At 69.8% G+C, this 18,188-nt stretch carries 20 protein-coding genes and 1 riboswitch; of the genes, 5 read left to right on the plus strand and 15 right to left on the minus strand.

Translation table 11 applies throughout. The annotated features are described in order from the left end of the window. Window positions 1-576: a YggT family protein gene (locus ATSB10_RS10620; RefSeq protein WP_063672677.1), complete on the plus strand. Its 576-nt coding sequence runs from the start codon at window positions 1-3 to the stop codon at window positions 574-576. 20 nt (window positions 577-596) lie between these two features. Here ATSB10_RS10620 and ATSB10_RS10625 read toward each other — a convergent pair whose 3' ends face one another. The 10 genes from ATSB10_RS10625 to ATSB10_RS10670 form a co-directional block, all read right to left on the minus strand. Further along, window positions 597-1,565 carry a potassium channel beta subunit family protein gene (locus tag ATSB10_RS10625; RefSeq protein WP_063672678.1) on the minus strand — a complete coding sequence of 323 codons (969 nt, stop codon included), beginning with the start codon at window positions 1,563-1,565 and terminating at the stop codon, window positions 597-599. Between the two features lie 50 nt (window positions 1,566-1,615). Next, window positions 1,616-2,140 (minus strand): phosphatidylglycerophosphatase A family protein, encoded by a 525-nt coding sequence (locus ATSB10_RS10630; RefSeq protein WP_063672679.1) that lies wholly within the window; start codon window positions 2,138-2,140, stop codon window positions 1,616-1,618. Continuing rightward, window positions 2,137-3,129: a thiamine-phosphate kinase gene (gene thiL / locus ATSB10_RS10635; RefSeq protein ID WP_063672680.1), complete on the minus strand. Its 993-nt coding sequence runs from the start codon at window positions 3,127-3,129 to the stop codon at window positions 2,137-2,139. Before thiL ends, ATSB10_RS10630 begins: the two co-directional genes overlap by 4 nt. Then, entirely contained in the window at window positions 3,129-3,698 is a 570-nt protein-coding gene (locus ATSB10_RS10640) for a GNAT family N-acetyltransferase (RefSeq protein ID WP_063672681.1), read from the minus strand. Before ATSB10_RS10640 ends, thiL begins: the two co-directional genes overlap by 1 nt. Next, window positions 3,698-4,144 (minus strand): transcription antitermination factor NusB, encoded by a 447-nt coding sequence (gene nusB, locus ATSB10_RS10645; protein WP_063672682.1) that lies wholly within the window; start codon window positions 4,142-4,144, stop codon window positions 3,698-3,700. Before nusB ends, ATSB10_RS10640 begins: the two co-directional genes overlap by 1 nt. Beyond that, the gene (gene ribH, locus ATSB10_RS10650; RefSeq protein WP_063672684.1) at window positions 4,144-4,605 is read right to left on the minus strand and encodes a 6,7-dimethyl-8-ribityllumazine synthase; all 462 of its coding nucleotides are present in this window, start codon (window positions 4,603-4,605) and stop codon (window positions 4,144-4,146) included. Before ribH ends, nusB begins: the two co-directional genes overlap by 1 nt. 84 nt (window positions 4,606-4,689) lie before the next feature. Further along, window positions 4,690-5,601, minus strand: coding sequence for an LD-carboxypeptidase (locus ATSB10_RS10655; protein ID WP_063672686.1), 912 nt, complete (start codon window positions 5,599-5,601; stop codon window positions 4,690-4,692). Window positions 5,602-5,770: 169 nt separating this feature from the next. Next, complete coding sequence (gene ribBA / locus ATSB10_RS10660) at window positions 5,771-6,862, minus strand: bifunctional 3,4-dihydroxy-2-butanone-4-phosphate synthase/GTP cyclohydrolase II (protein ID WP_063672688.1); 1,092 nt, start codon at window positions 6,860-6,862, stop codon at window positions 5,771-5,773. 150 nt (window positions 6,863-7,012) lie between these two features. Continuing rightward, entirely contained in the window at window positions 7,013-7,654 is a 642-nt protein-coding gene (locus ATSB10_RS10665) for a riboflavin synthase (protein ID WP_063672690.1), read from the minus strand. A 77-nt stretch (window positions 7,655-7,731) separates the two neighbouring features. Continuing rightward, window positions 7,732-7,880: riboswitch (FMN riboswitch) on the minus strand. A gap of 94 nt (window positions 7,881-7,974) precedes the next feature. Beyond that, on the minus strand, window positions 7,975-8,871 hold the full coding sequence (locus ATSB10_RS10670) for a LysR family transcriptional regulator (protein WP_236886402.1): 897 nt from the start codon (window positions 8,869-8,871) through the stop codon (window positions 7,975-7,977). A 104-nt stretch (window positions 8,872-8,975) separates the two neighbouring features. On the opposite strand from ATSB10_RS10670, the gene ATSB10_RS10675 reads away from it, so the two are divergent. Then, a complete protein-coding gene (locus ATSB10_RS10675; protein ID WP_063672693.1) occupies window positions 8,976-9,986 on the plus strand; it encodes a zinc-dependent alcohol dehydrogenase family protein in 1,011 nt (336 codons plus the stop codon). A 42-nt stretch (window positions 9,987-10,028) separates the two neighbouring features. Here the strand turns inward: ATSB10_RS10675 and ATSB10_RS10680 are convergent, their stop codons facing one another. The 5 genes from ATSB10_RS10680 to ATSB10_RS10700 form a co-directional block, all read right to left on the minus strand. Continuing rightward, the gene (locus ATSB10_RS10680) at window positions 10,029-11,051 is read right to left on the minus strand and encodes a Gfo/Idh/MocA family protein (protein ID WP_083966183.1); all 1,023 of its coding nucleotides are present in this window, start codon (window positions 11,049-11,051) and stop codon (window positions 10,029-10,031) included. Then, entirely contained in the window at window positions 11,048-12,142 is a 1,095-nt protein-coding gene (ribD, locus tag ATSB10_RS10685) for a bifunctional diaminohydroxyphosphoribosylaminopyrimidine deaminase/5-amino-6-(5-phosphoribosylamino)uracil reductase RibD (RefSeq protein ID WP_083966184.1), read from the minus strand. The genes ATSB10_RS10680 and ribD overlap by 4 nt, the downstream gene beginning before the upstream one ends. Before the next feature lie 48 nt (window positions 12,143-12,190). Next, complete coding sequence (gene nrdR, locus ATSB10_RS10690) at window positions 12,191-12,718, minus strand: transcriptional regulator NrdR (protein WP_063672695.1); 528 nt, start codon at window positions 12,716-12,718, stop codon at window positions 12,191-12,193. Window positions 12,719-12,814: 96 nt separating this feature from the next. Further along, the gene (glyA, locus tag ATSB10_RS10695; RefSeq protein WP_063672697.1) at window positions 12,815-14,083 is read right to left on the minus strand and encodes a serine hydroxymethyltransferase; all 1,269 of its coding nucleotides are present in this window, start codon (window positions 14,081-14,083) and stop codon (window positions 12,815-12,817) included. Between the two features lie 67 nt (window positions 14,084-14,150). Further along, on the minus strand, window positions 14,151-14,885 hold the full coding sequence (locus tag ATSB10_RS10700; protein ID WP_236886403.1) for a DUF817 domain-containing protein: 735 nt from the start codon (window positions 14,883-14,885) through the stop codon (window positions 14,151-14,153). A gap of 311 nt (window positions 14,886-15,196) precedes the next feature. On the opposite strand from ATSB10_RS10700, the gene ettA reads away from it, so the two are divergent. Genes ettA through pyrF form a run of 3 tightly spaced genes read left to right on the plus strand, consistent with a single transcriptional unit; the run spans window position 15,197 to window position 18,180 of the window. Further along, window positions 15,197-16,855 (plus strand): energy-dependent translational throttle protein EttA, encoded by a 1,659-nt coding sequence (ettA, locus tag ATSB10_RS10705; RefSeq protein ID WP_063672699.1) that lies wholly within the window; start codon window positions 15,197-15,199, stop codon window positions 16,853-16,855. A 4-nt stretch (window positions 16,856-16,859) separates the two neighbouring features. Continuing rightward, window positions 16,860-17,336 carry a cupin domain-containing protein gene (locus ATSB10_RS10710; protein ID WP_063672700.1) on the plus strand — a complete coding sequence of 159 codons (477 nt, stop codon included), beginning with the start codon at window positions 16,860-16,862 and terminating at the stop codon, window positions 17,334-17,336. Between the two features lie 28 nt (window positions 17,337-17,364). After that, window positions 17,365-18,180 carry an orotidine-5'-phosphate decarboxylase gene (gene pyrF / locus ATSB10_RS10715; RefSeq protein WP_063672701.1) on the plus strand — a complete coding sequence of 272 codons (816 nt, stop codon included), beginning with the start codon at window positions 17,365-17,367 and terminating at the stop codon, window positions 18,178-18,180. Window positions 18,181-18,188 lie beyond the last annotated feature (8 nt).

Genomic DNA, 18,188 nt, shown 5'->3' on the forward strand with positions numbered 1-18,188 from the left:
GTGACCTACCTGCTCAACGCCCTCTCGGTGATCCTCCAGCTGGCTTTCAGCCTGGTGGCCACGCTGTTCGTGCTGCGCCTGCTGGCCGAGGCGTCCCGTGCCGACTTCCACAACCCGCTCAGCCAGTTCCTGTACAAGGCGACCAACCCGGTGCTGGCGCCGGTCCGCCGGGTGATCCCGAACTGGCGACGGATCAACCTCGCCGCCATGCTGCTGGCGTGGCTGGTGATGGTGCTGGAACGCGCGGCCCTGTTCGCCCTGATGGGTGTGGCGCCGCACATCGCCGGCCTGCTGCTGCTGGGCGCCGCCGACCTGATCGACTTCGTGCTGCTGTTCTACCTGGTGCTGATCTTCGGCTGGTCGCTGCTGAGCATGCTGCAGGTCGATCCGTACCAGCCGCTGATGCGCTTGGCCGCGGCCATCGTGGAGCCGCTGCTGCGGCCGCTGCGCGGCAAGCTCACCGCCGGCACGCTCGATTTCTCGCCGATGGTGGTGATGCTGGTGCTGATCGTGGCCCGGATCCTTTTAGCCCGGCCGCTGATCGATCTCGGCACGGCGCTGGCACTGGGCGGCTGACGCCCCCCCCCGGAAGGCGCTCAGGCCACCGCCGCCTCGATCCGCCGGCGGGTCTCCTCATCGAGGCCAGGCAGCAGATCCAGCGCGTCGAGGTTGTGCGTCAGCTGCTCCGGCTTGCTAGCACCCAGCAGCACGGTGGAGACGTGCGGGTTGGCCAGGCACCAGGCCAGCGCCAGCTGGGCCATCGACACGCCCAGCTCCTGCGCGATCGGCTCGATCCGCTGCGCCCGCGCCACCCGGCCGCGTCCCTTGTCCAGCAGTTCGTCGCGCAGCCACTCGTAGCCCGGCTGGTTCAACCGGGCGTCGTCGGGCACGCCGTCGCGATACTTGCCGGTGAGCAGGCCCGAGGCCAGCGGCGACCAGATGGTGGTACCCATGCCGTACTTCTCGTACAGCGACGCGTATTCCTGCTCGACCCGCTCGCGATGCAGCAGGTTGTACTGCGGCTGCTCGACCACCGGCTCGGCCATGTGCTGCGCCCGCGCGATGCGATGGGCCTGTTCGATCGCCTCGGCCGGCCACTCGCTGGTACCCCAGTACAGCACCTTGCCCTGGCGCACCAGCAGGTCCATCGCCGCCACGGTCTCGTCGATCGGCGTCTCCGGGTCCGGACGGTGGCAGAAGTACAGGTCCAGGTAGTCCACCTTCAGCCGCGCCAGTGCCTGATGACAGGCCTCGATCACGTGCTTGCGCGACAGGCCGCGCTGGGTCGGCTTCGGATCCGTCGTCGCGCCGAAGTACACCTTGCTCGACACGCAGTAGCTGTCGCGTGGGAAGCGCAGGTCGGCCAGCACGTCGCCCATCAGCTCCTCGGCGTCACCGGCATTGTAGGTTTCGGCGTTGTCGAAGAAATTCACGCCGCGGTCGTGGGCCAGCGCCAGCAGCTCGCGCGCCTGCGAGCGGCCGACCTGGCGACCGAAGGTGACCCAGGCGCCAAACGAGAATGCGGACAGTTTCAGGCCGGTGCAGCCCATGCGGCGGTATTGCATGACGTGTCTCCGTTGCGGCGATCAGGCCACCAAGGATGCCACCGGCGGCGTCAACGCCACGGCAGCGGGATGCCGGCCGTGCGCACCAGCAGCCACAGCGCCGCGGCGGCGAACAGGCCGGCGACCACATCGTCCACCATCACGCCGAGGCCACCCTTGAGCCGGCGATCGAGCCAGCCGATCGGCCACGGCTTGGCCACGTCGAACAGGCGGAACAGGGCGAAGCCGGCCAGCACCAGCCACCACGGTGCCAGCAGCGCCGGCGCGAGCGTGATCCACTGGCCGACGAACTCATCGATCACCAGCGCGCGGTGGTCGTCCACGCCCAGCTTGCGGCCGGCCACGTTGCAGGCCCAGATGCCCACCACGAACACGACGACGACCACCCAGGCGTAGACGGAAAGCGGCCACTGCCGCATCCACAGCCACGGCAGGATCGCCAGCAACGAGCCGGCCGTGCCTTGCGCCTTCGGCACCAGGCCGGAGCCGAAGCCGCAGGCGATCCAGCCGGCGGGTGAGGCGATGAGCTCGCGGCGCTGCGCCGGCGTGAGGGTCTTGCGATCCAGGGCGATCATGGGCGGGCGGTCTCGTCCGGAAAATGGTCCCAGCCGGTACGGGTGGGCATCAGCCACTGGCCATCGATCCCGCGCACGCGCACGCCGGTACCTTCGACGATGCGACCGATGCGGGTGGCACCGCAGCCGAGCCGGGCCAGGTCGGCCTGCACCTCACCGGCCCGCGCCGGTGGCACGGCAAAGCACAGTTCGTAGTCGTCCCCGCCGGACAAGGCGAAATCGCAGGCTTCAGCCGCATCGCAACAGCCCAGCAAGGCGGAGGACAGCGGCAGCAGGGCCGCGTCGACCTCGGCACCCACGCCGCTGGCCGTGCAGACGTGAGCCAGGTCGGCAAGCAGGCCATCGGACACATCGATGCAGGCACTGGCCCGACCACGCAGGGCGAGGCCGGCGGCGACCCGTGGCTCGGGGCGATTCAGCCTGGCCCGCAACCCGGCGCGGCGCTTCTCCTCGTCGGAATCCGCAGCCGAAGCCAGCCGTTGCAGGCCAGCGGCCGCATCACCCAGCGTACCGGTGACGAACACCAGGTCGCCCGCGCGCGCGCCGTCGCGTCGCAACGCCTGCCCCGGCGGCACGAAGCCGTGCACCGCCACCGACAACGCGAACGGCCCACGCGTGGTATCGCCCCCGACCAGCGCCACGCGATGCATGCGTGCGAGCTGCGAGAAGCCCTCGGCGAGCCCGTCGACCAGGTCCTGCTGCGCGTCGGCGGGCTGGGCCGGCAGGGTCAGGGCGAGCAGCGCCCAGGCCGGTGTGGCGCCCATCGCGGCCAGATCGGAGAGGTTGACCGCCAGCGCCTTCCAGCCGATATCAGCCGGCGCCGTGCCGCGCGGGAAATGCACCCCTTCGACCAGGGTGTCGATCGCCACCGCCAGCTCCTGTCCGGCCGGCACGGCCAGCAGCGCGGCGTCATCGCCGATCCCCAGCCGCACGTCGTCGCGCGCCTGCGCGGTCAGCGCCTGCAGGCGGTCGATCAGGCGGAATTCCATCAGCGCGCGCCCGGGGCCGGCACGTCGCGCGCGAACACGCCGATCGGCGCGTCGTTGAACATGGTGTCGTACCAGTGCCGGAAGCCGCCCTTTTCCGCCACGCGGATCGAGGCGGGGTTGTCCGGCGAAATGATGCAGACGTCACGATGCGGACCGAAGTGCGCATCGCCCCACGCGGTGACCGCCGCCAGCGCCTCGCTGGCATAACCGCGACCGTGGAAGGCCGGTGCCATCACCCAGCCGAGTTCGGGCATGCCGTCCAGCGCCGGCTCGATGTCGCGCTGGAAGTCGGCGTAGCCGAGGTCCCCGATGAACCATCCGGTCGCCTTGTCCTCGATCGCCCAGTAGCCGTAGCCGAGCATCGGCCACATGCCGCCGTAACGCAGCAGGCGGAACCAGACGTCCTGCCGGGTCGCCGGCTTGCCGCCGATGCAGCGGTAGACGGCCGGATCGGACCAGATCGCGTGGAGCGCCTCCAGATCGTCGATCCGGTGCTGGCGCAGTCGCAGGCGCGGCGTCTCGAGCAGCGGCGCCGACGGAGCCGAGCCGAGCACGAGCACGCCACGCATCAGCCGCGCTTCTCCACCGCGCGCAGCTGCGCGGCCAGCTTGTCCAGCACGCCGTTGACGTAGCTGTGGCCGTGATCGGCGCCGAAACGCTTGGTGACCTCGATCGCCTCGTTGATCACCACGCGGTACGGCACGTCCGGGCGATGCGCCAGCTCGTAGGCGGCCAGGCGCAGCGCAGCGCGCTCGATCGGATCGACCTGCGCCACCTCGCGGTCCAGGTGCGGGCGCAGGCTGGCGTCGAGCTGCTCGACGTTGGCCTCCACGCCGTGCAGCAGATCCTCGAAGTACTCGAGGTCGGCCACCTCCATGTCCTGCTCGTGACGGAACTGCTCGATCACCGCGTTCATGTGGCTGCCCGAGATCTGCCAGGCGTACAGCGCCTGCAGGGCACGCCGGCGCGCACGCGAGCGCGCGCTGGCGTCGATGCCCGAACCCTGCGCGGCCATCACAGCTGCCCGTACAGGTTGACCATCTCCAGCGCGGCCAGCGCCGCGTCGGCGCCCTTGTTGCCCGCCTTGGTGCCGGAGCGCTCGATGGCCTGCTCGATGGAGTCGGTGGTCAGCACGCCGAAGGCGACCGGCACGCCGGTATCCATGCCCGCCTTGGCCAGGCCCTTGGCGCATTCGCCGGCGACGTAGTCGAAGTGCGGGGTGGCCCCACGGATCACCGCGCCCAGCGCGATCACCGCGGCGTACTTGCCGGAGGCGGCGGCCTTCTGCGCAGCGAACGGGATTTCCCAGGCGCCGGGCACGCGGATCAGCTCGATGTTGTCGTCCTTCACGCAATGGCGCACCAGCGCGTCGCGCGCGCCGGCCACCAGCGGCTCCACCACGAAGCCGTTGAAGCGGCCCGCGACGATGGCGAAGCGGCCCTTGGGCGTGGCGAAGTTGCCTTCGATGGTTTTCATGCAGTCGTCCTCGGTGGGCGCGCGGCCCGGGGCAGACCGCGCATTTTACGGGTTTGCAGCGCCCCCCGCTCGCAGCGGGGTGGCTCAGCCGTGATGGGGATAGCCGGTAAAGCCCAGCCGGGCGGCCGGGCCGTCAACCCGCAGGCGTGCCGGCGCACCGAACGGCAGGGTCAGCTGGCCGGTGCCGTGGCCGTGCGGCAGGCCGTCGATCACCGGAATGCCGGCCACGGCACGCAGCTGGTCGAACGCGGCGTCCAGGGTGTAGCCGTTGTCGCGCGGACCCGGCCGGCAATCGCTGAAGCGCCCCAGCAGCAGCGCCCGCTGGCGGCCGAGCACGCCGGACAGGTACAGCTGGTAGAGCAGCCGCTCGATCCGGAACGGCGGCTCGCCGACGTCCTCGATGAACAGGATGCCGTCGTCGATCCGCGGGAAATACGGCGTGCCGAGCAGGCTGCACAGCACGGCCAGGTTGCCGCCCCACAGCGTGCCCTCGACCTCCATCAGAGCATCGCCCGTGCAGGCCCAGGTCACCTCGGCCGACGGCGCGGACAGCACGCGGCGAAACTGCGCCAGGGTGGCGGCGTCCTCCCGTTCGGCGCCCAGGTCGGCCAGCAGCGGGCCGGAAAACGTGGCCAGCCCGCAGCGCGCATGCAGCGCCAGCTGGATTGCGGTGAAGTCGCTGTGCCCGACCATCGCCAGCGCGCTGCCGCCCAGCCGCTCGCGCAGTGCGTCGTAATGGAGGTGCTCAAGCAGTCGCGCCGCGCCGTAGCCGCCACGGGTGACCAGGGCGATGTCCGGCAAGGTGTCCGCATCGGCCAGCGCGTTGAGGTCCGCCACGCGCTCGGCATCGCTGCCGGCGAAGCGCAGCATCGCCCGCCCCAGCACCGCCTCGTTCTCCACCGCGTAGCCGGCCGCGCGCAGGCGCGCCACGCCGCGGGTCATCGCGGCGGGGTCGGCGGCGTAGCCGGAGGGGGCGATCAGGCGGATGCGGGGCATGGCTTTGAGGCTAGGAGTGAGGGAAGAGGAGTGAGAAGTGAGAGTGGAGCATGGGCATGCGGAGTGTCAGGGAGAGGGCCGGCAGCGGTCCACCGTGTGGTGTCGGACGACGTCGCGAGTCTGCCTTCTCTCACTCCTCACTCCTCACTCCTCTCCACTCACTTCTCGCTCACACGTACTCGACCACTTCCAGCCCGAAGCCGCCCAGGCCGACCAGCTTGCGCGGCGTGCCGATCACCCTCAGCCGGTGCACGCCAAGGTCCGCCATGATCTGCGCGCCCAGCCCGAGCTGTCGCCACTGGTTGTGCTGCGCGTCCTCGGCGCTGATCGTGGCCGGCTGGCCCTTGAGTCGCGCCAGCAGCGCCTCTGGGGTGTCCTCGCCGGACAGCACCAGCAGCACGCCGCGACCCTCGTCACCGATCCGGCGCAGCGCGGCGGTGACCGTGAGGCCGAGGTCGTCGCGGGTCAGATGCAGCACGTCGGACAAGGTGTTGCGTACGTGCACGCGCGAGAGCACCGGGGCACCGTCGTCCACCGTGCCCTTGACCAGGGCGAAGTGCAGGCCGCGGCGGATCGCGTCGCGGTAGGCGATCAGCCGGAACGCGCCGAACTCGGTGTCGACGTCCTCCTCGTGCACGCGCTCGACGGTCTTCTCGGTTTCCAGCCGGTAGCGGATCAGGTCGGCGATGGTGCCGATCTTCAGGCCGTGCTTCTGCGCGAAGACCTCCAGCTCGGGGCGACGCGCCATCGAGCCGTCCTCGTGCAGGATCTCGATCAGCACCGAGGCCGGCTCCAGCCCGGCCAGCGCGGCCAGGTCGCAGCCCGCCTCGGTGTGGCCGGCGCGGGTGAGCACGCCGCCCGGCTGGGCGGTGAGAGGGAACACGTGGCCGGGCTGGGACAGGTCCTGCGGCTTCGCGTCGGACTTCACCGCCACCTGGATGGTGCGCGCGCGGTCATGCGCCGAGATGCCGGTGGTGACGCCCTCGGCCGCCTCGATCGAGACGGTGAAGTTGGTGTGGTAAGGCGAGGTGTTGTCGCTGACCATCGGCTTGAGGCCGAGCTGGCGCGTGCGCTGCTCGGTGAGCGTGAGGCACAGCAGGCCGCGCGCCTCGCGCACCATGAAGTTGACGTCCTCCGGCCGCACCATCTGCGCGGCCATGACGATGTCGCCCTCGTTCTCGCGGTCCTCGTCGTCGAGGATCACGACCATGCGGCCGGCGCGGATGTCTTCGAGGATCTCGGGGATGGTGTTGAAGCTCATGGGGCGGAACCTTGGAAATGGGGATTGAGCGGGGGCGAGGAGCGAGTAGTGAGGAGTGAGAAGTGAGGAGTGAGAGAGGGCAAAGCCGGAGCGCACCCATGCTTTCTCTCACTTCTCACTCCTCTCCACTCACTCCTCGCTCCTCGGCCCTCAGGCAAAACCGTGCTGCTTGAGGAAGTTGACGTCGATGCCGGACGCCTGGGAGCCACCGATCAGCCGCTCGACGTAGCGCGCGATCACGTCCACCTCGATGTTCACCGCGTCGCCGACCCGGCGCGCGTGGAAAGCCGTGTGCTCGACCGTATGCGGGATCAGGTTCACGCCGAAGCGCGCCCCGCTCACCTCGTTCACGGTCAGGCTGGTGCCGTCGATGCACACCGAGCCCTTGGCGGCGATGTAGCGCGCCAGCGCCTGCGGCACCTCGAAGGTCCAGCGCTGCGAGCGGCCGTCCGGGGTGATCGAGACGACCTTGCCGACGCCATCGACGTGACCGGAGACCAGGTGGCCGCCGAGCCGGTCGGCCAGCCGCAGCGCCTTCTCCAGGTTCACCGGATCGCCGGCCTTGTGCCGACCGAGCGTGGTCAGCGACAACGTCTCGTTGGAGACGTCCGCGCTGAAGCCGCGCGCTTCCAGCGTCACCGCGGTGAGGCACACGCCGGAGACGGCGATCGAGTCGCCCAGCTGCACGTCGGCGAGGTCGAGGTCGGCGGTATCCACGTGCAGTCGCACGTCGCCGCCACGGGGCTCCAGCCGCACGATGCGGCCCACGCTCTGGATGATTCCGGTAAACACGAAACGTTCTCCTCAAGCACAAGCGAGAACGCCCCAAGGCATGAGGCAGGCGCGTCGCCCACAGGAGGCGCCGCACTGGCCGTCTTCTTTCATCCGGACTGTGACCGTCGGCTCCGGACTTGGACCGGATCTGCTGACCTCGCGACGGGCGTCGCGAGCGCTCGCGGGCTCGTGCCCGAAGGCACCTACCGCCGGTGGGGAGTTTCGCCCCGCCCTGAAGACGTCGCTGAATTGTCTTGCCGGCGAACCGGCCCGCGGATTCTAGCACCAAGCCCCGCAGCGCCCCGCCCGGCGGCGTCAGTCGTGGCGAACAGCGCGTCTCAGCAACCGCCCAGCTCGCGGGCCAGGAAATCGATGAGGGTCCGCACCGCCGGCACGCGATCGGCGCCGGGCAGCCAGACCAGATGGATCGGCGATTGGCTCAGCTGCCAGTCCGGAAGCACTTCGACCAGATCGCCCGAGACGATCAGCGGATCGCCCATGTAGTCGCCCTGGACGCCGATGCCCACGCCGGCCAGCACGGCATCGCGGATCGCCTTGGAGTCGTTGCTCTGCATGACGGGATCGATCCGCACCGAGCGCCGCTGGCGCTGCCGGGTGAACTGCCACAGCGTGCCGGTACGCAGGCCGCTGAAGGCCAGGCAGCGGTGGTCCTTCAGGTCGGCGGGATCGCGCAGCGGCGGCGCATGCTCGAGGTAGGCCGGCGTCGCGCACAGGTAGCGGCGCATCGTGCCGACGCGGCGGGCGACCAGTTGCGAATCGACCAGCCGACCGGCCCGCACCGCGAGATCGACCCGGGACGCGACCAGGTCGGCATAGGCGTCGTCGTAGGTCGCATCGATGCGCACCGCAGGATGAGCCACCATGAAGCGCGCGAGCAGCGCCGCGATGCGCTGGATGCCGTAGTTGCGCGGCAGGTGGATGCGCAGCCTCCCCTGCAGCCCTCCCTGCTGCGGCTGCAGTTCCTCCGCCAGCTCGCCGAGCACGGCGTCCAGCCGATCGCAGTGCACCAGCAGCTGCTCGCCGCGCGCCGTCAGCGCCACGCGCCGCGTGGTGCGCAGGAACAGCCGGGCGCCCACCGCTGCCTCGAGCGAGGCGATCCGCCGGCTGAGCACCGAGGGCGTGCATCCCACCTCGCGCGCCGCCTTCGAGAAGTTGAGCAACCGGGCCGACGCGGCAAAGGCGCGTAGCTCGCGCACGCGGGTCGGTGTCAGCACGAATGATTCATTCATTTTTCGAACAAATGAAGTGCATGGATGGCGGATTATCACCCAGCGCCTGCCAGCCCACCATGCCGCCTCCCCTCCTCAGGAGCAACGCCATGCGTGCCTATCGACTGAACGCCTTCGGGCTGGACCACCTGCAACGCACCGAGCTGCCGGAGCCACAGCCAGGCCCCGGCCAGGTGCTGGTGAAGATGCAGGCCGCCGCACTCAACTACCGCGACCTGCTCGTGGCCCGCGGCGAGCTCTACCGCGGGGTGGAACTGCCGCTGGTGCCTGTGTCCGACGGCGCGGGCACGGTGGTGGCGGTCGGCGAGAACGTGCAGCGTTTCCGGCCCGGCGACCGCGTCACCACGCTGTACAAGGCGCGCTGGCTGGCCGGCGCGATCCGCCCGGAATGGGTCGGCGCCGAACCCGGCGGCCCCGACGACGGCGTGATGCGTGACCTGGCCTGCTTCGACGCCTACGCTCTCGCCCGCGCACCGCGGAATCTCGACCACCGCCAGGCCGCCACGCTGCCGATCGCCGCACTGACCGCCTGGCAGGCACTGGACCTGGCACAGCTGACCAGCGGGCAATCGGTGCTGATCCTCGGCACCGGTGGCGTGTCGCTGTTCGCCCTGCAGCTGGCCCGCCTGCGCGGCGCGCGGACGATCGTGCTGTCGTCCAGCGACGAGAAGCTGGAACGCGCGCAGGGACTGGGCGCCGACATCGTGATCAACTACCGCCGGCACCCGCAGTGGAGTCCGCTGGTTCGCGAAGCGACCGGCGGCTTGGGCGTGGATGCCGTGATCGAGACCGTCGGCGCGGCGACCCTGGCGCAGTCGATCGACGCCGCCGCCATGCACGGCTTCATCGGCGTGGTCGGCTTCATGGGCGGCGACGAGGCGTCCATCCGCCTCACCCAGGCCGTGCTGAAGCGGCTGCGCATCCAGGGACTCTCGGTGGCACCGCTGGAGCAGCACGAGCGCATGGTCGCGGCGATCGAGCAGGGCCGTCTGGAGCCGGTGGTCGACCGCGTCTTTGGCTTCGACCAGCTGCGCGAGGCGATGGAGTTCATGGCCTCCGGGCAGCACTTCGGCAAGGTCGTGATCGACTTCGAGCGCTGACGCAGAACCCGGGCGGGACGGCCAGGGCGACGCCCGTCGCGTCTACCGGCCGATCGCCTGCCCGGTCGCGCGGCGCCAGTCGGCCAGCACCTGATCCATCGCCCAAGCGGTGCGCAGGGCCGCTTCCGGAGTGGACGGGCAGGCCCCCGCCTCGCCGCGCAGTTCGGCCACGATGGTCTCGATCAGCGGCTGCTGGATGTGCGGCGGGTTGGCCTCGACGAAGCTTTCGCTGCCCTGCGCGGTCTCGAGCTCGATCGGCCCGTCGCCGAAGGTGGCGAAGGCGAGCCGCCCCCGGTCGCCGGTGATCTCGATGCGGTCCTCGTAACGGAAGCTGCCGAACTGCCACAGACCGGTGCCGACCAGGCCGCTGGCGAAGGCATAACCCATCGCCACGCTGTCCTCGGCGGCATAGGCGCCGAGCTGGTTGGTGGCCAGCCCCTTCGAGGTCACGATCGGGCCGAACAGCCAGTCCAGCAGGTCGAGCGTGTGGCAGCCCAGGTCCATGAACAGGCCACCGCCGGAGATCGCCGGCTGCACATGCCAGTGCGATGCGGCTGGGTCGGCATAGCGCGCGTGCAACGGCTGGTGCAGCGACACATGCACCGAGCGCGGCGCGCCGATCGCGCCGGACTCCAGCAGCGTGCGCACGCGGCGGAAGCGCGGCAGGGCGCGGCGGTAGTAGGCGACGAACACCGGCACGCCAGCCGCCCGGCCCGCGTCGATGATCGCCTGGCACTCGGCCGCGTCCATCGCCATCGGCTTCTCCACGTAGACCGGCTTGCCGGCGGCGATCGCCATCAGCGCGTAGGCCTTGTGGGTCGAGGGCGGCGTGGCGACGTAGACCGCGTTGACGGCCGGATCGTCGACCAGCGCCTGCGCGTCGTCGTACCACGTCGGCACGCCGTGGCGCTGCGCGTAGTCGCGCGCCTTGGCGCCGTCGCGGCGCATCACCGCCACCAGCGAGGAATGGGACGCGCGCTGCAGCGCCGGCCCGCTCTTCACCTCGGTGACGTTGCCGCAGCCGATGATGCCCCAGCGCACCACGTCCATCGGCGCGAAGCTCATGCCACGCTCCGCAGGCGCAGGCGCCAGTCGGGACCGATGCTGCGCTGGTCGAACACCTCCAGCTGCCAGCGATCCGTCATCTCGGTCAGTGGCGGCAGTTCCATCAGCGGACGACCCCGGTCGCCGAGGAAGGTGGGTGCGACGTAGAGCAGCAGCTCGTCGGCCAGCCCCGCCGTGAAAAGCGCACCGCCCAGGCGCGGACCGGCCTCGACGTGCAGTTCGTTGACGCCGCGGGCCGCCAGCAGGGCGAGGATCTCATCCAGCGCCAGCCGCCCGTTGGCGTCGACCGCCACCCCGGCATGCTCGACGCCCTCGGGCACCGGCACCGGCGACGGAATCACCCGGTCATGCAGCAGCAGGGTCGGCGCGCTGCCGTCCATCACGTGGAAGCGCGCGGGGATGCGCAGATCGCGGTCCAGCAGCACGCGCAGCGGCGGCGTGAAGTCCTCCCCGGCGGGCAGGCGCACGGTCAGCCGTGGGTTGTCCGCCAGCACGGTACCGCTACCGGCCAGGATCGCCGAACTGCGCGCGCGCCAGCGCTGGCCGTCGGCGCGGGCCGCCTCGCCGGTGATCCACTGCGAGGCGCCGTTGGCCAGCGCGGTGCGCCCGTCCAGGCTCATCGCCAGCTTTACCCGCACATACGGCCGACTGCGCTCGACGCGGCTGAAGAAGCCGGGATTGAGCGCACGCGCCGGCTCGCGCATCAGCCCCGTCTCCACCACGATGCCGGCGCCGCGCAACCGCGCCAGTCCGGCGCCCTCGGCCTGCGAGGTGTCCTCGGCGGCGATCACCACGCGGGCAATACCGGCGGCGATCAGCGCATCCGCGCACGGCGGCGTGCGCCCGTGCAGGCCGCAGGGCTCCAGCGTGACGTAGGCGGTGGCGCCTCGTGCCCGCTCGCCCGCATCGCGCAGCGCGAACACCTCGGCATGCGGGCCGCCTGCGCGCTGGTGCCAGCCCTCGCCCACTACCTCACCACCGTGGGCGATGACGCAGCCGACGCGCGGATTGGGCTGGGTGGTGGAGAGCCCGCGCTCGGCCAGCGCGAGCGCGCGGGCCATGTGGGCGTGGTCGATGGCGGAGAACGGCATGGCGGGTCGGTGGCGGCGGATCCGGCCGGCAGCATACCGCCCGGGCGGCTACTTCTCGCCCTTGCGCGGCTTGCGCGACGGGTCGGCGCCGAGCAGCGACAGCTGCAGCTTTTCCAGTTCGGGCAGGTCGCGTTCGAGCTTCTCGATTTCCTCGCGGAACGCCTGCACGTCCTCGAACCGGCGGTAGACCGAGGCGAATCGCACGTAGGCGACCTGGTCGAGCTTGCCCAGCTCGCGCATCACCAGCTCGCCGATATGGCGCGAAGGCACCTCGCGTTCACCGCTGCGGCGCAGGTCGTTGATGATCTCGCGCACCGAATTGTCCACGTCGTGGCTGGCCACCGGGCGCTTCTGCAGCGCGCGCTCGAAGCTGGTGCGCAGCTTGCGCTCGTCGAATGCCTCGCGCCGCTCGCCGCTCTTCACGATCGCCGGCAACTTCAGCTCGGCGGTCTCGAAGGTGTTGAAGCGTTCGCCGCACTGCGGGCACTCGCGACGGCGGCGCACGGTGGCACCGTCGTCGGCGAGGCGCGAGTCGATCACGCGGGTGTCTTCGTGCTGGCAGAAAGGACAATGCATAGGGGATCAGGAGTGAGAGTTGAGAAGTGAGGAGTGAGAGGAAATCCTCAAGCCGGTCTTTCTCTCACTTCTCACTCCTCTTCACTCGCTTCTCGCTCAACCGTAGACTGGGAACTTCTTGCACTGCGCCTCGACCTTGGCGCGCACGGCGGCGATCACCGCCTCGTCGGTCGGTGCGTCGAGCACGTCGCAGATCCAGTTGGCCAGGTCCACGCAGTCCGCCTCGAGGTAGCCGCGGGTGGTGACGGCGGGGGTGCCCACGCGCAGGCCGGAGGTGACGAACGGCTTCTGCGGGTCGTTCGGCACGGCGTTCTTGTTGACCGTGATGTGCGCCTTGCCCAGCGCCGCTTCCGCGTCCTTGCCGGTGACGCCCTTGCCGATCATGTCGATCAGCATCAGGTGGTTCTCGGTGCCGCCGGAGACGATCTTGTAGCCGCGCGCGATGATGGTCTTGGCCATCGCCTGCGCGTTCTTCACCACCTGGGTCTGGTAGGCCTTGAACTCGGGTTCCAGCGCCTCCTTGAAGGCCACCGCCTTGGCGGCGATCACGTGCATCAGCGGACCGCCCTGGATGCCGGGGAAGACGATCGACTGCAGCTTCTTGGTGATCTCCTCGGCGGCCTCGCCCATGCCCTGGTTGCTGGCGACGATGATGCCGCCGCGCGGACCGCGCAGGGTCTTGTGGGTGGTGGAGGTGACCACGTGCGCGTGCGGCAGCGGGCTCGGGTAGACGCCCGCGGCGACCAGGCCGGCGATGTGCGCCATGTCCACGAACAGGTACGCGCCCACCTTGTCGGCGATGGCGCGGAAGCGCGCCCAGTCCAGCACCTGCGAGTAGGCACTGAAGCCGGCCACGATCATCTTCGGCTGGTGCTCGACGGCGAGGCGCTCGACCTCGTCCATGTCGACGATGCCGTTGGCGTCCACGCCGTACTGCACGGCGTCGAGGATCTTGCCGGACAGGTTGACCTTCGCGCCGTGGGTGAGATGACCGCCATGGGCCAGGCTCATGCCGAGAATCTTGTCGCCCGGCTGCAGCAGGGCGAAGTAGACCGCCTGGTTGGCCTGCGAACCGGAGTGCGGCTGCACGTTGGCGTAGTCGGCGCCGAACAGCTGCTTCACGCGGTCGATCGCCAGCTTCTCGGCCACGTCGACGTATTCGCAGCCGCCGTAGTAGCGCTTGCCCGGGTAGCCCTCGGCGTACTTGTTGGTGAGCTTGGAGCCCTGCGCTTCCATCACCCGCGGGCTGGCGTAGTTCTCCGAGGCGATCAGCTCGACGTGGTCTTCCTGGCGCTGGCCTTCATCGGCGATGGCCTGGGCCAGCTCGGGGTCGTAACCGGCGATCATGCAGTCCTTCGGGAACATTCGGGGGGCCTCGGCGGATCAGGGGGTGGACAAGACCCGAAAGTGTAGCGCCGGCGCCGGTTTGCAGCTACCGGCCCGCCCCTCGGCGGTGGACCGCCGAGACCATCACGTAGCTGATCACCATCAGCAGCAGCCAGGATCCCAGCTTGGCCAGCGGCACCGGGTGCCAACCGGCCCGCTGCGCCGGGTACAGCCAGGCATGGGTGTAGGTCCCCACGTTCTCGGCCAGCCAGATGAACAGCGCCACCAGCACGAAGCCCAGCAGCAGCGGCATCCGTCGGTGCCGGCGGCGGATGCGGAAGTGCACCCAGGTCGGCCCGAACAGCCACGCCAGCGCGGCAAACAGCAGCCAACGGGCATCCGGCAGGAAGTGGTGGCTGAAGAAGTTCACGTAGATCGCCACCGCCAGCGCCACCGTGGCGCCAAACGGCGGGTGCCGGGTAAAACGGAAGTCGAACAGCCGCCAGGCGCGGGCGATGTAGCTGCCCACCGAGGCGTACATGAAGCCGGTGAACAGCGGTACGCCACCGATGTGCAACAGCGACGGGCCGGGATAGCTCCACGAACCCACCGCGGTCTTGAACAGCTCCATCGCCGTGCCGACCGCGTGGAACAGCACGATCACCCGGGCCTCCTCCCGGCTTTCCAGCCCGCTGGCCAACAGGCCAAGCTGGATCGCCACCGCCGACAGGGTCAGGAAGTCGTAACGCGACAGCGCCGCATGATCCGGATACCAGCGCCAGCTGGCCGCCAGCAGGCCCACCATCAGCCCGCCGAACAGGCAGGCCGAGGCCTGCTTCAAGCCGAAACACAGGAATTCGTAGCCGAATGTCCCGATCCGGCCGAATCGGGCTGCCCGCCGGGCGAGCCTTAGGTCGAGCCTCCGCCACCCGGGCACTGGCCTTGTCCGGCGCGCGAACGCCTCCATCTTCGGGGCCATCGCTGTCCACCCTGCGGAAAACCTGCAGCGTGACGGGCCGCCGGGCGGCTCCGCGGGCCTTGCCATGGCAGTGCAAAGGCCGATCGGCGATAATCGGAGGCCTTTTCCCCTTTGTTCCTCACTTGCCGGGCCGCGCGCGAACGCGGCTTGCGGACCGCCTTTCGGGAGCCAGCATGCAGTACATCTACACCATGAACGGGGTGAGCAAGATCGTTCCCCCGAAGCGCCAGATCATCAAGGACATCTCGCTCAGCTTCTTCCCCGGCGCCAAGATCGGCCTGCTGGGCCTCAACGGTGCGGGCAAGTCGACGGTGCTCAGGATCATGGCCGGCGTGGACAAGGACTTCCAGGGCGAGGCCCGTCCGCAGCCGGGCATCAAGGTCGGCTACCTGGCGCAGGAGCCGGAGCTGGATCCGGAGAAGACCGTGCGCGAGGCGGTCGAGGAAGGCGTGTCCGAGGTGCTCGACGCGCAGAAGCGGCTGGAGGAGGTGTACGCCGCCTACGCCGAGGAGGGCGCCGATTTCGACGCGCTGGCGAAGGAGCAGGAAAAGCTGGAGAACCTGCTGGCCGCCAACGACGCCCACGCGCTGGAGCGCCAGCTGGAAGTAGCCGCCGACGCGCTGCGGCTGCCGCCGTGGGACGCCAAGATCGGCCCGCTGTCCGGCGGCGAGAAGCGCCGCGTGGCGCTGTGCCGACTGCTGCTGTCCAAGCCGGACATGCTGCTGCTGGACGAGCCGACCAACCATCTGGACGCCGAGTCGGTGGACTGGCTGGAGAAGTTCCTGCAGGACTACCCCGGTACCGTGGTGGCGGTGACCCATGACCGCTACTTCCTCGACAACGCCGCCGAGTGGATCCTCGAGCTGGACCGCGGCCGCGGCATTCCGTGGAAGGGCAACTACACCGAGTGGCTGGTGCAGAAGGACGAGCGCCTGAAGCAGGAAGCCCAGCAGGAGAAGTCGCGCCAGAAGGCGATCCAGAAGGAGCTGGAGTGGGTGCGCTCGGCCGCCAAGGGCCGCCAGTCCAAGGGCAAGGCGCGCCTGAACCGCTTCGAGGAGCTGAACTCGGTCGAGTACCAGCGCCGCAACGAGACCAACGAGATCTTCATCCCGCCGGGCGAGCGCCTGGGCCAGGAGGTGATCGAGTTCAAGAACGTCACCAAGTCGTTCGGCGACCGCGTGCTGATCGAGGACCTCTCGTTCAAGATCCCGCCGGGCGCCATCGTCGGCGTGATCGGCCCGAACGGCGCGGGCAAGTCCACCCTGATGAAGATGATCATGGGCAAGGAGCAGCCCGATTCCGGCGAGGTGAAGCTCGGCCATACCGTCAAGCTGGCCTACGTCGACCAGTCGCGCGACGCGCTCGATGCGAAGAACAACGTGTGGCAGGAAGTGTCCGGCGGCTCGGACATCCTCACCATAGGCAACTTCGAGATCCAGTCGCGCGCCTACATCGGCCGCTTCAACTTCAAGGGCACCGACCAGCAGAAGATCGTCGGCAACCTGTCCGGCGGCGAGCGCGGCCGCCTGCACATGGCCAAGACCCTGCTGCAGGGCGGCAACGTGCTGCTGCTCGACGAGCCGTCCAACGACCTGGACGTGGAAACCCTGCGCGCACTGGAAGACGCGCTGCTGGAGTTCCCCGGCTGCGCGGTGGTCATCTCGCATGACCGCTGGTTCCTGGACCGCATTGCCACCCACATCATCGCCTTCGAGGGCGACTCGCACGTGGAGTTCTTCCCCGGCAACTACAACGAGTACGAAGCGGACAAGAAGCGCCGCCTCGGCGACGATGCCGGCCCGCACCGCGTGAAGTACAAGAAGCTGGCCTGAGGCGATGAGCGACGCCAAGCCTCCCGTCGCGATCGATGCCGGTGACGCCCCCGTGCGCACCGGCTCGGGTTACCCCGCGCCGTTCGCCGCGCAGATGGGCGAGCGGCTCAGGCGCAAGCTGGGCGACGTGTTCGGCCTGACCGCCTTCGGCGTCAACCTGGCCCGCCTGGGGCCAGGTGCGCGCTCGGCACTGCGCCATGCGCACCAGCTCGAGGACGAGTTCGTCTACATCCTCGAGGGCACGCCGACCCTGCTCACCGATGCCGGCGAGACGCTGCTCAAGCCGGGCATGTGCGCCGGCTTCAAGGCCGGCACCGGCGACGGCCACGCGCTGGTCAACCGCAGCGACGCCGAGGTGCTCTACCTGGAGATCGGCGCGCGCTGCGCCGGCGAGACGGTCGATTACCCGGACGTCGATCTCAAGGGCGCCACCCTCGACGGGCGCTGGACCTACCTGCACAAGGATGGCACGCCGTACTGACGGCCGCCCTCCGAAAAAGGAACCCGCGATGCGTTTCATGCAGACCCTCGCCGACGCCTGGCAGCGACACGACTCGCTGGTCTGCGTCGGCCTCGATCCCGAGCTGGGCAAGCTGCCGGCGCATCTGAAGGGGCGGCCCGACGCGGTGTTCGAATTCTGCGCGGCGATCGTCGACGCCACCGCCGACCTCGCGTGCGCGTTCAAGCCGCAGATCGCCCACTTCGCCGCACTGCGCGCCGAAGACACGCTGGAACGGCTGATCGCCCACGTCCACGCCAGGCACCCCGGGGTGCCGGTGATCCTCGACGCCAAGCGTGGCGACATCGGCTCCACCGCGCAGCATTACGTCACCGAGGCGTTCGAGCGCTTCGGCGCCGATGCGGTGACGCTCAATCCGTACATGGGCCGTGACTCGATCGCACCGTTCCTGGAGCGCGCCGACAAGGGCGTGATCCTGCTCTGCCGCACCTCCAACCCGGGCGGCGCGGATTTCCAGGCGCTGGACTGCGGCGGCGAACCGCTTTACCTGCGCGTGGCGGAGACGGTCGCCCGCGACTGGAACGGCCACGGCAACTGCGCCCTGGTCTGCGGCGCCACCTGGCCGGAGGAACTGGGCCAGGTCCGCACGCGCGTCGGCGACATGCCCCTGCTGGTGCCGGGCATCGGCGCCCAGGGCGGCGACGTGGCCGCGGTGCTGAAGCACGGACTCACTGCCAATCACACCGGCCTGATGATCAACTCCTCGCGCGGCATCCTGTACGCCGGAAGCGGCGAGGATTTCGCCTCGGCGGCACGGGCGGCGGCACAGGAGCTGCGCGACAGCATCAACGCGCTGCGCCACTGATCGCCCAG

This window comes from Dyella thiooxydans, from assembly GCF_001641285.1.
Lineage (GTDB): Bacteria > Pseudomonadota > Gammaproteobacteria > Xanthomonadales > Rhodanobacteraceae > Dyella_A > Dyella_A thiooxydans.

Coding starts and splice junctions, on each gene's coding strand:
- ATSB10_RS10625 (WP_063672678.1), bottom strand. CDS start 1,565: ATGCAATACCGCCGCATGGGCTGCACCGGCCTGAAACTGTCCGCATTC.
- ATSB10_RS10630 (WP_063672679.1), bottom strand. CDS start 2,140: ATGATCGCCCTGGATCGCAAGACCCTCACGCCGGCGCAGCGCCGCGAG.
- thiL (WP_063672680.1), bottom strand. CDS start 3,129: ATGGAATTCCGCCTGATCGACCGCCTGCAGGCGCTGACCGCGCAGGCG.
- ATSB10_RS10640 (WP_063672681.1), bottom strand. CDS start 3,698: ATGCGTGGCGTGCTCGTGCTCGGCTCGGCTCCGTCGGCGCCGCTGCTC.
- nusB (WP_063672682.1), bottom strand. CDS start 4,144: ATGGCCGCGCAGGGTTCGGGCATCGACGCCAGCGCGCGCTCGCGTGCG.
- ribH (WP_063672684.1), bottom strand. CDS start 4,605: ATGAAAACCATCGAAGGCAACTTCGCCACGCCCAAGGGCCGCTTCGCC.
- ATSB10_RS10655 (WP_063672686.1), bottom strand. CDS start 5,601: ATGCCCCGCATCCGCCTGATCGCCCCCTCCGGCTACGCCGCCGACCCC.
- ribBA (WP_063672688.1), bottom strand. CDS start 6,862: ATGAGCTTCAACACCATCCCCGAGATCCTCGAAGACATCCGCGCCGGC.
- ATSB10_RS10675 (WP_063672693.1), top strand. CDS start 8,976: ATGCGTGCCTATCGACTGAACGCCTTCGGGCTGGACCACCTGCAACGC.
- ATSB10_RS10680 (WP_083966183.1), bottom strand. CDS start 11,051: ATGAGCTTCGCGCCGATGGACGTGGTGCGCTGGGGCATCATCGGCTGC.
- ribD (WP_083966184.1), bottom strand. CDS start 12,142: ATGCCGTTCTCCGCCATCGACCACGCCCACATGGCCCGCGCGCTCGCG.
- nrdR (WP_063672695.1), bottom strand. CDS start 12,718: ATGCATTGTCCTTTCTGCCAGCACGAAGACACCCGCGTGATCGACTCG.
- glyA (WP_063672697.1), bottom strand. CDS start 14,083: ATGTTCCCGAAGGACTGCATGATCGCCGGTTACGACCCCGAGCTGGCC.
- ettA (WP_063672699.1), top strand. CDS start 15,197: ATGCAGTACATCTACACCATGAACGGGGTGAGCAAGATCGTTCCCCCG.
- ATSB10_RS10710 (WP_063672700.1), top strand. CDS start 16,860: ATGAGCGACGCCAAGCCTCCCGTCGCGATCGATGCCGGTGACGCCCCC.
- pyrF (WP_063672701.1), top strand. CDS start 17,365: ATGCGTTTCATGCAGACCCTCGCCGACGCCTGGCAGCGACACGACTCG.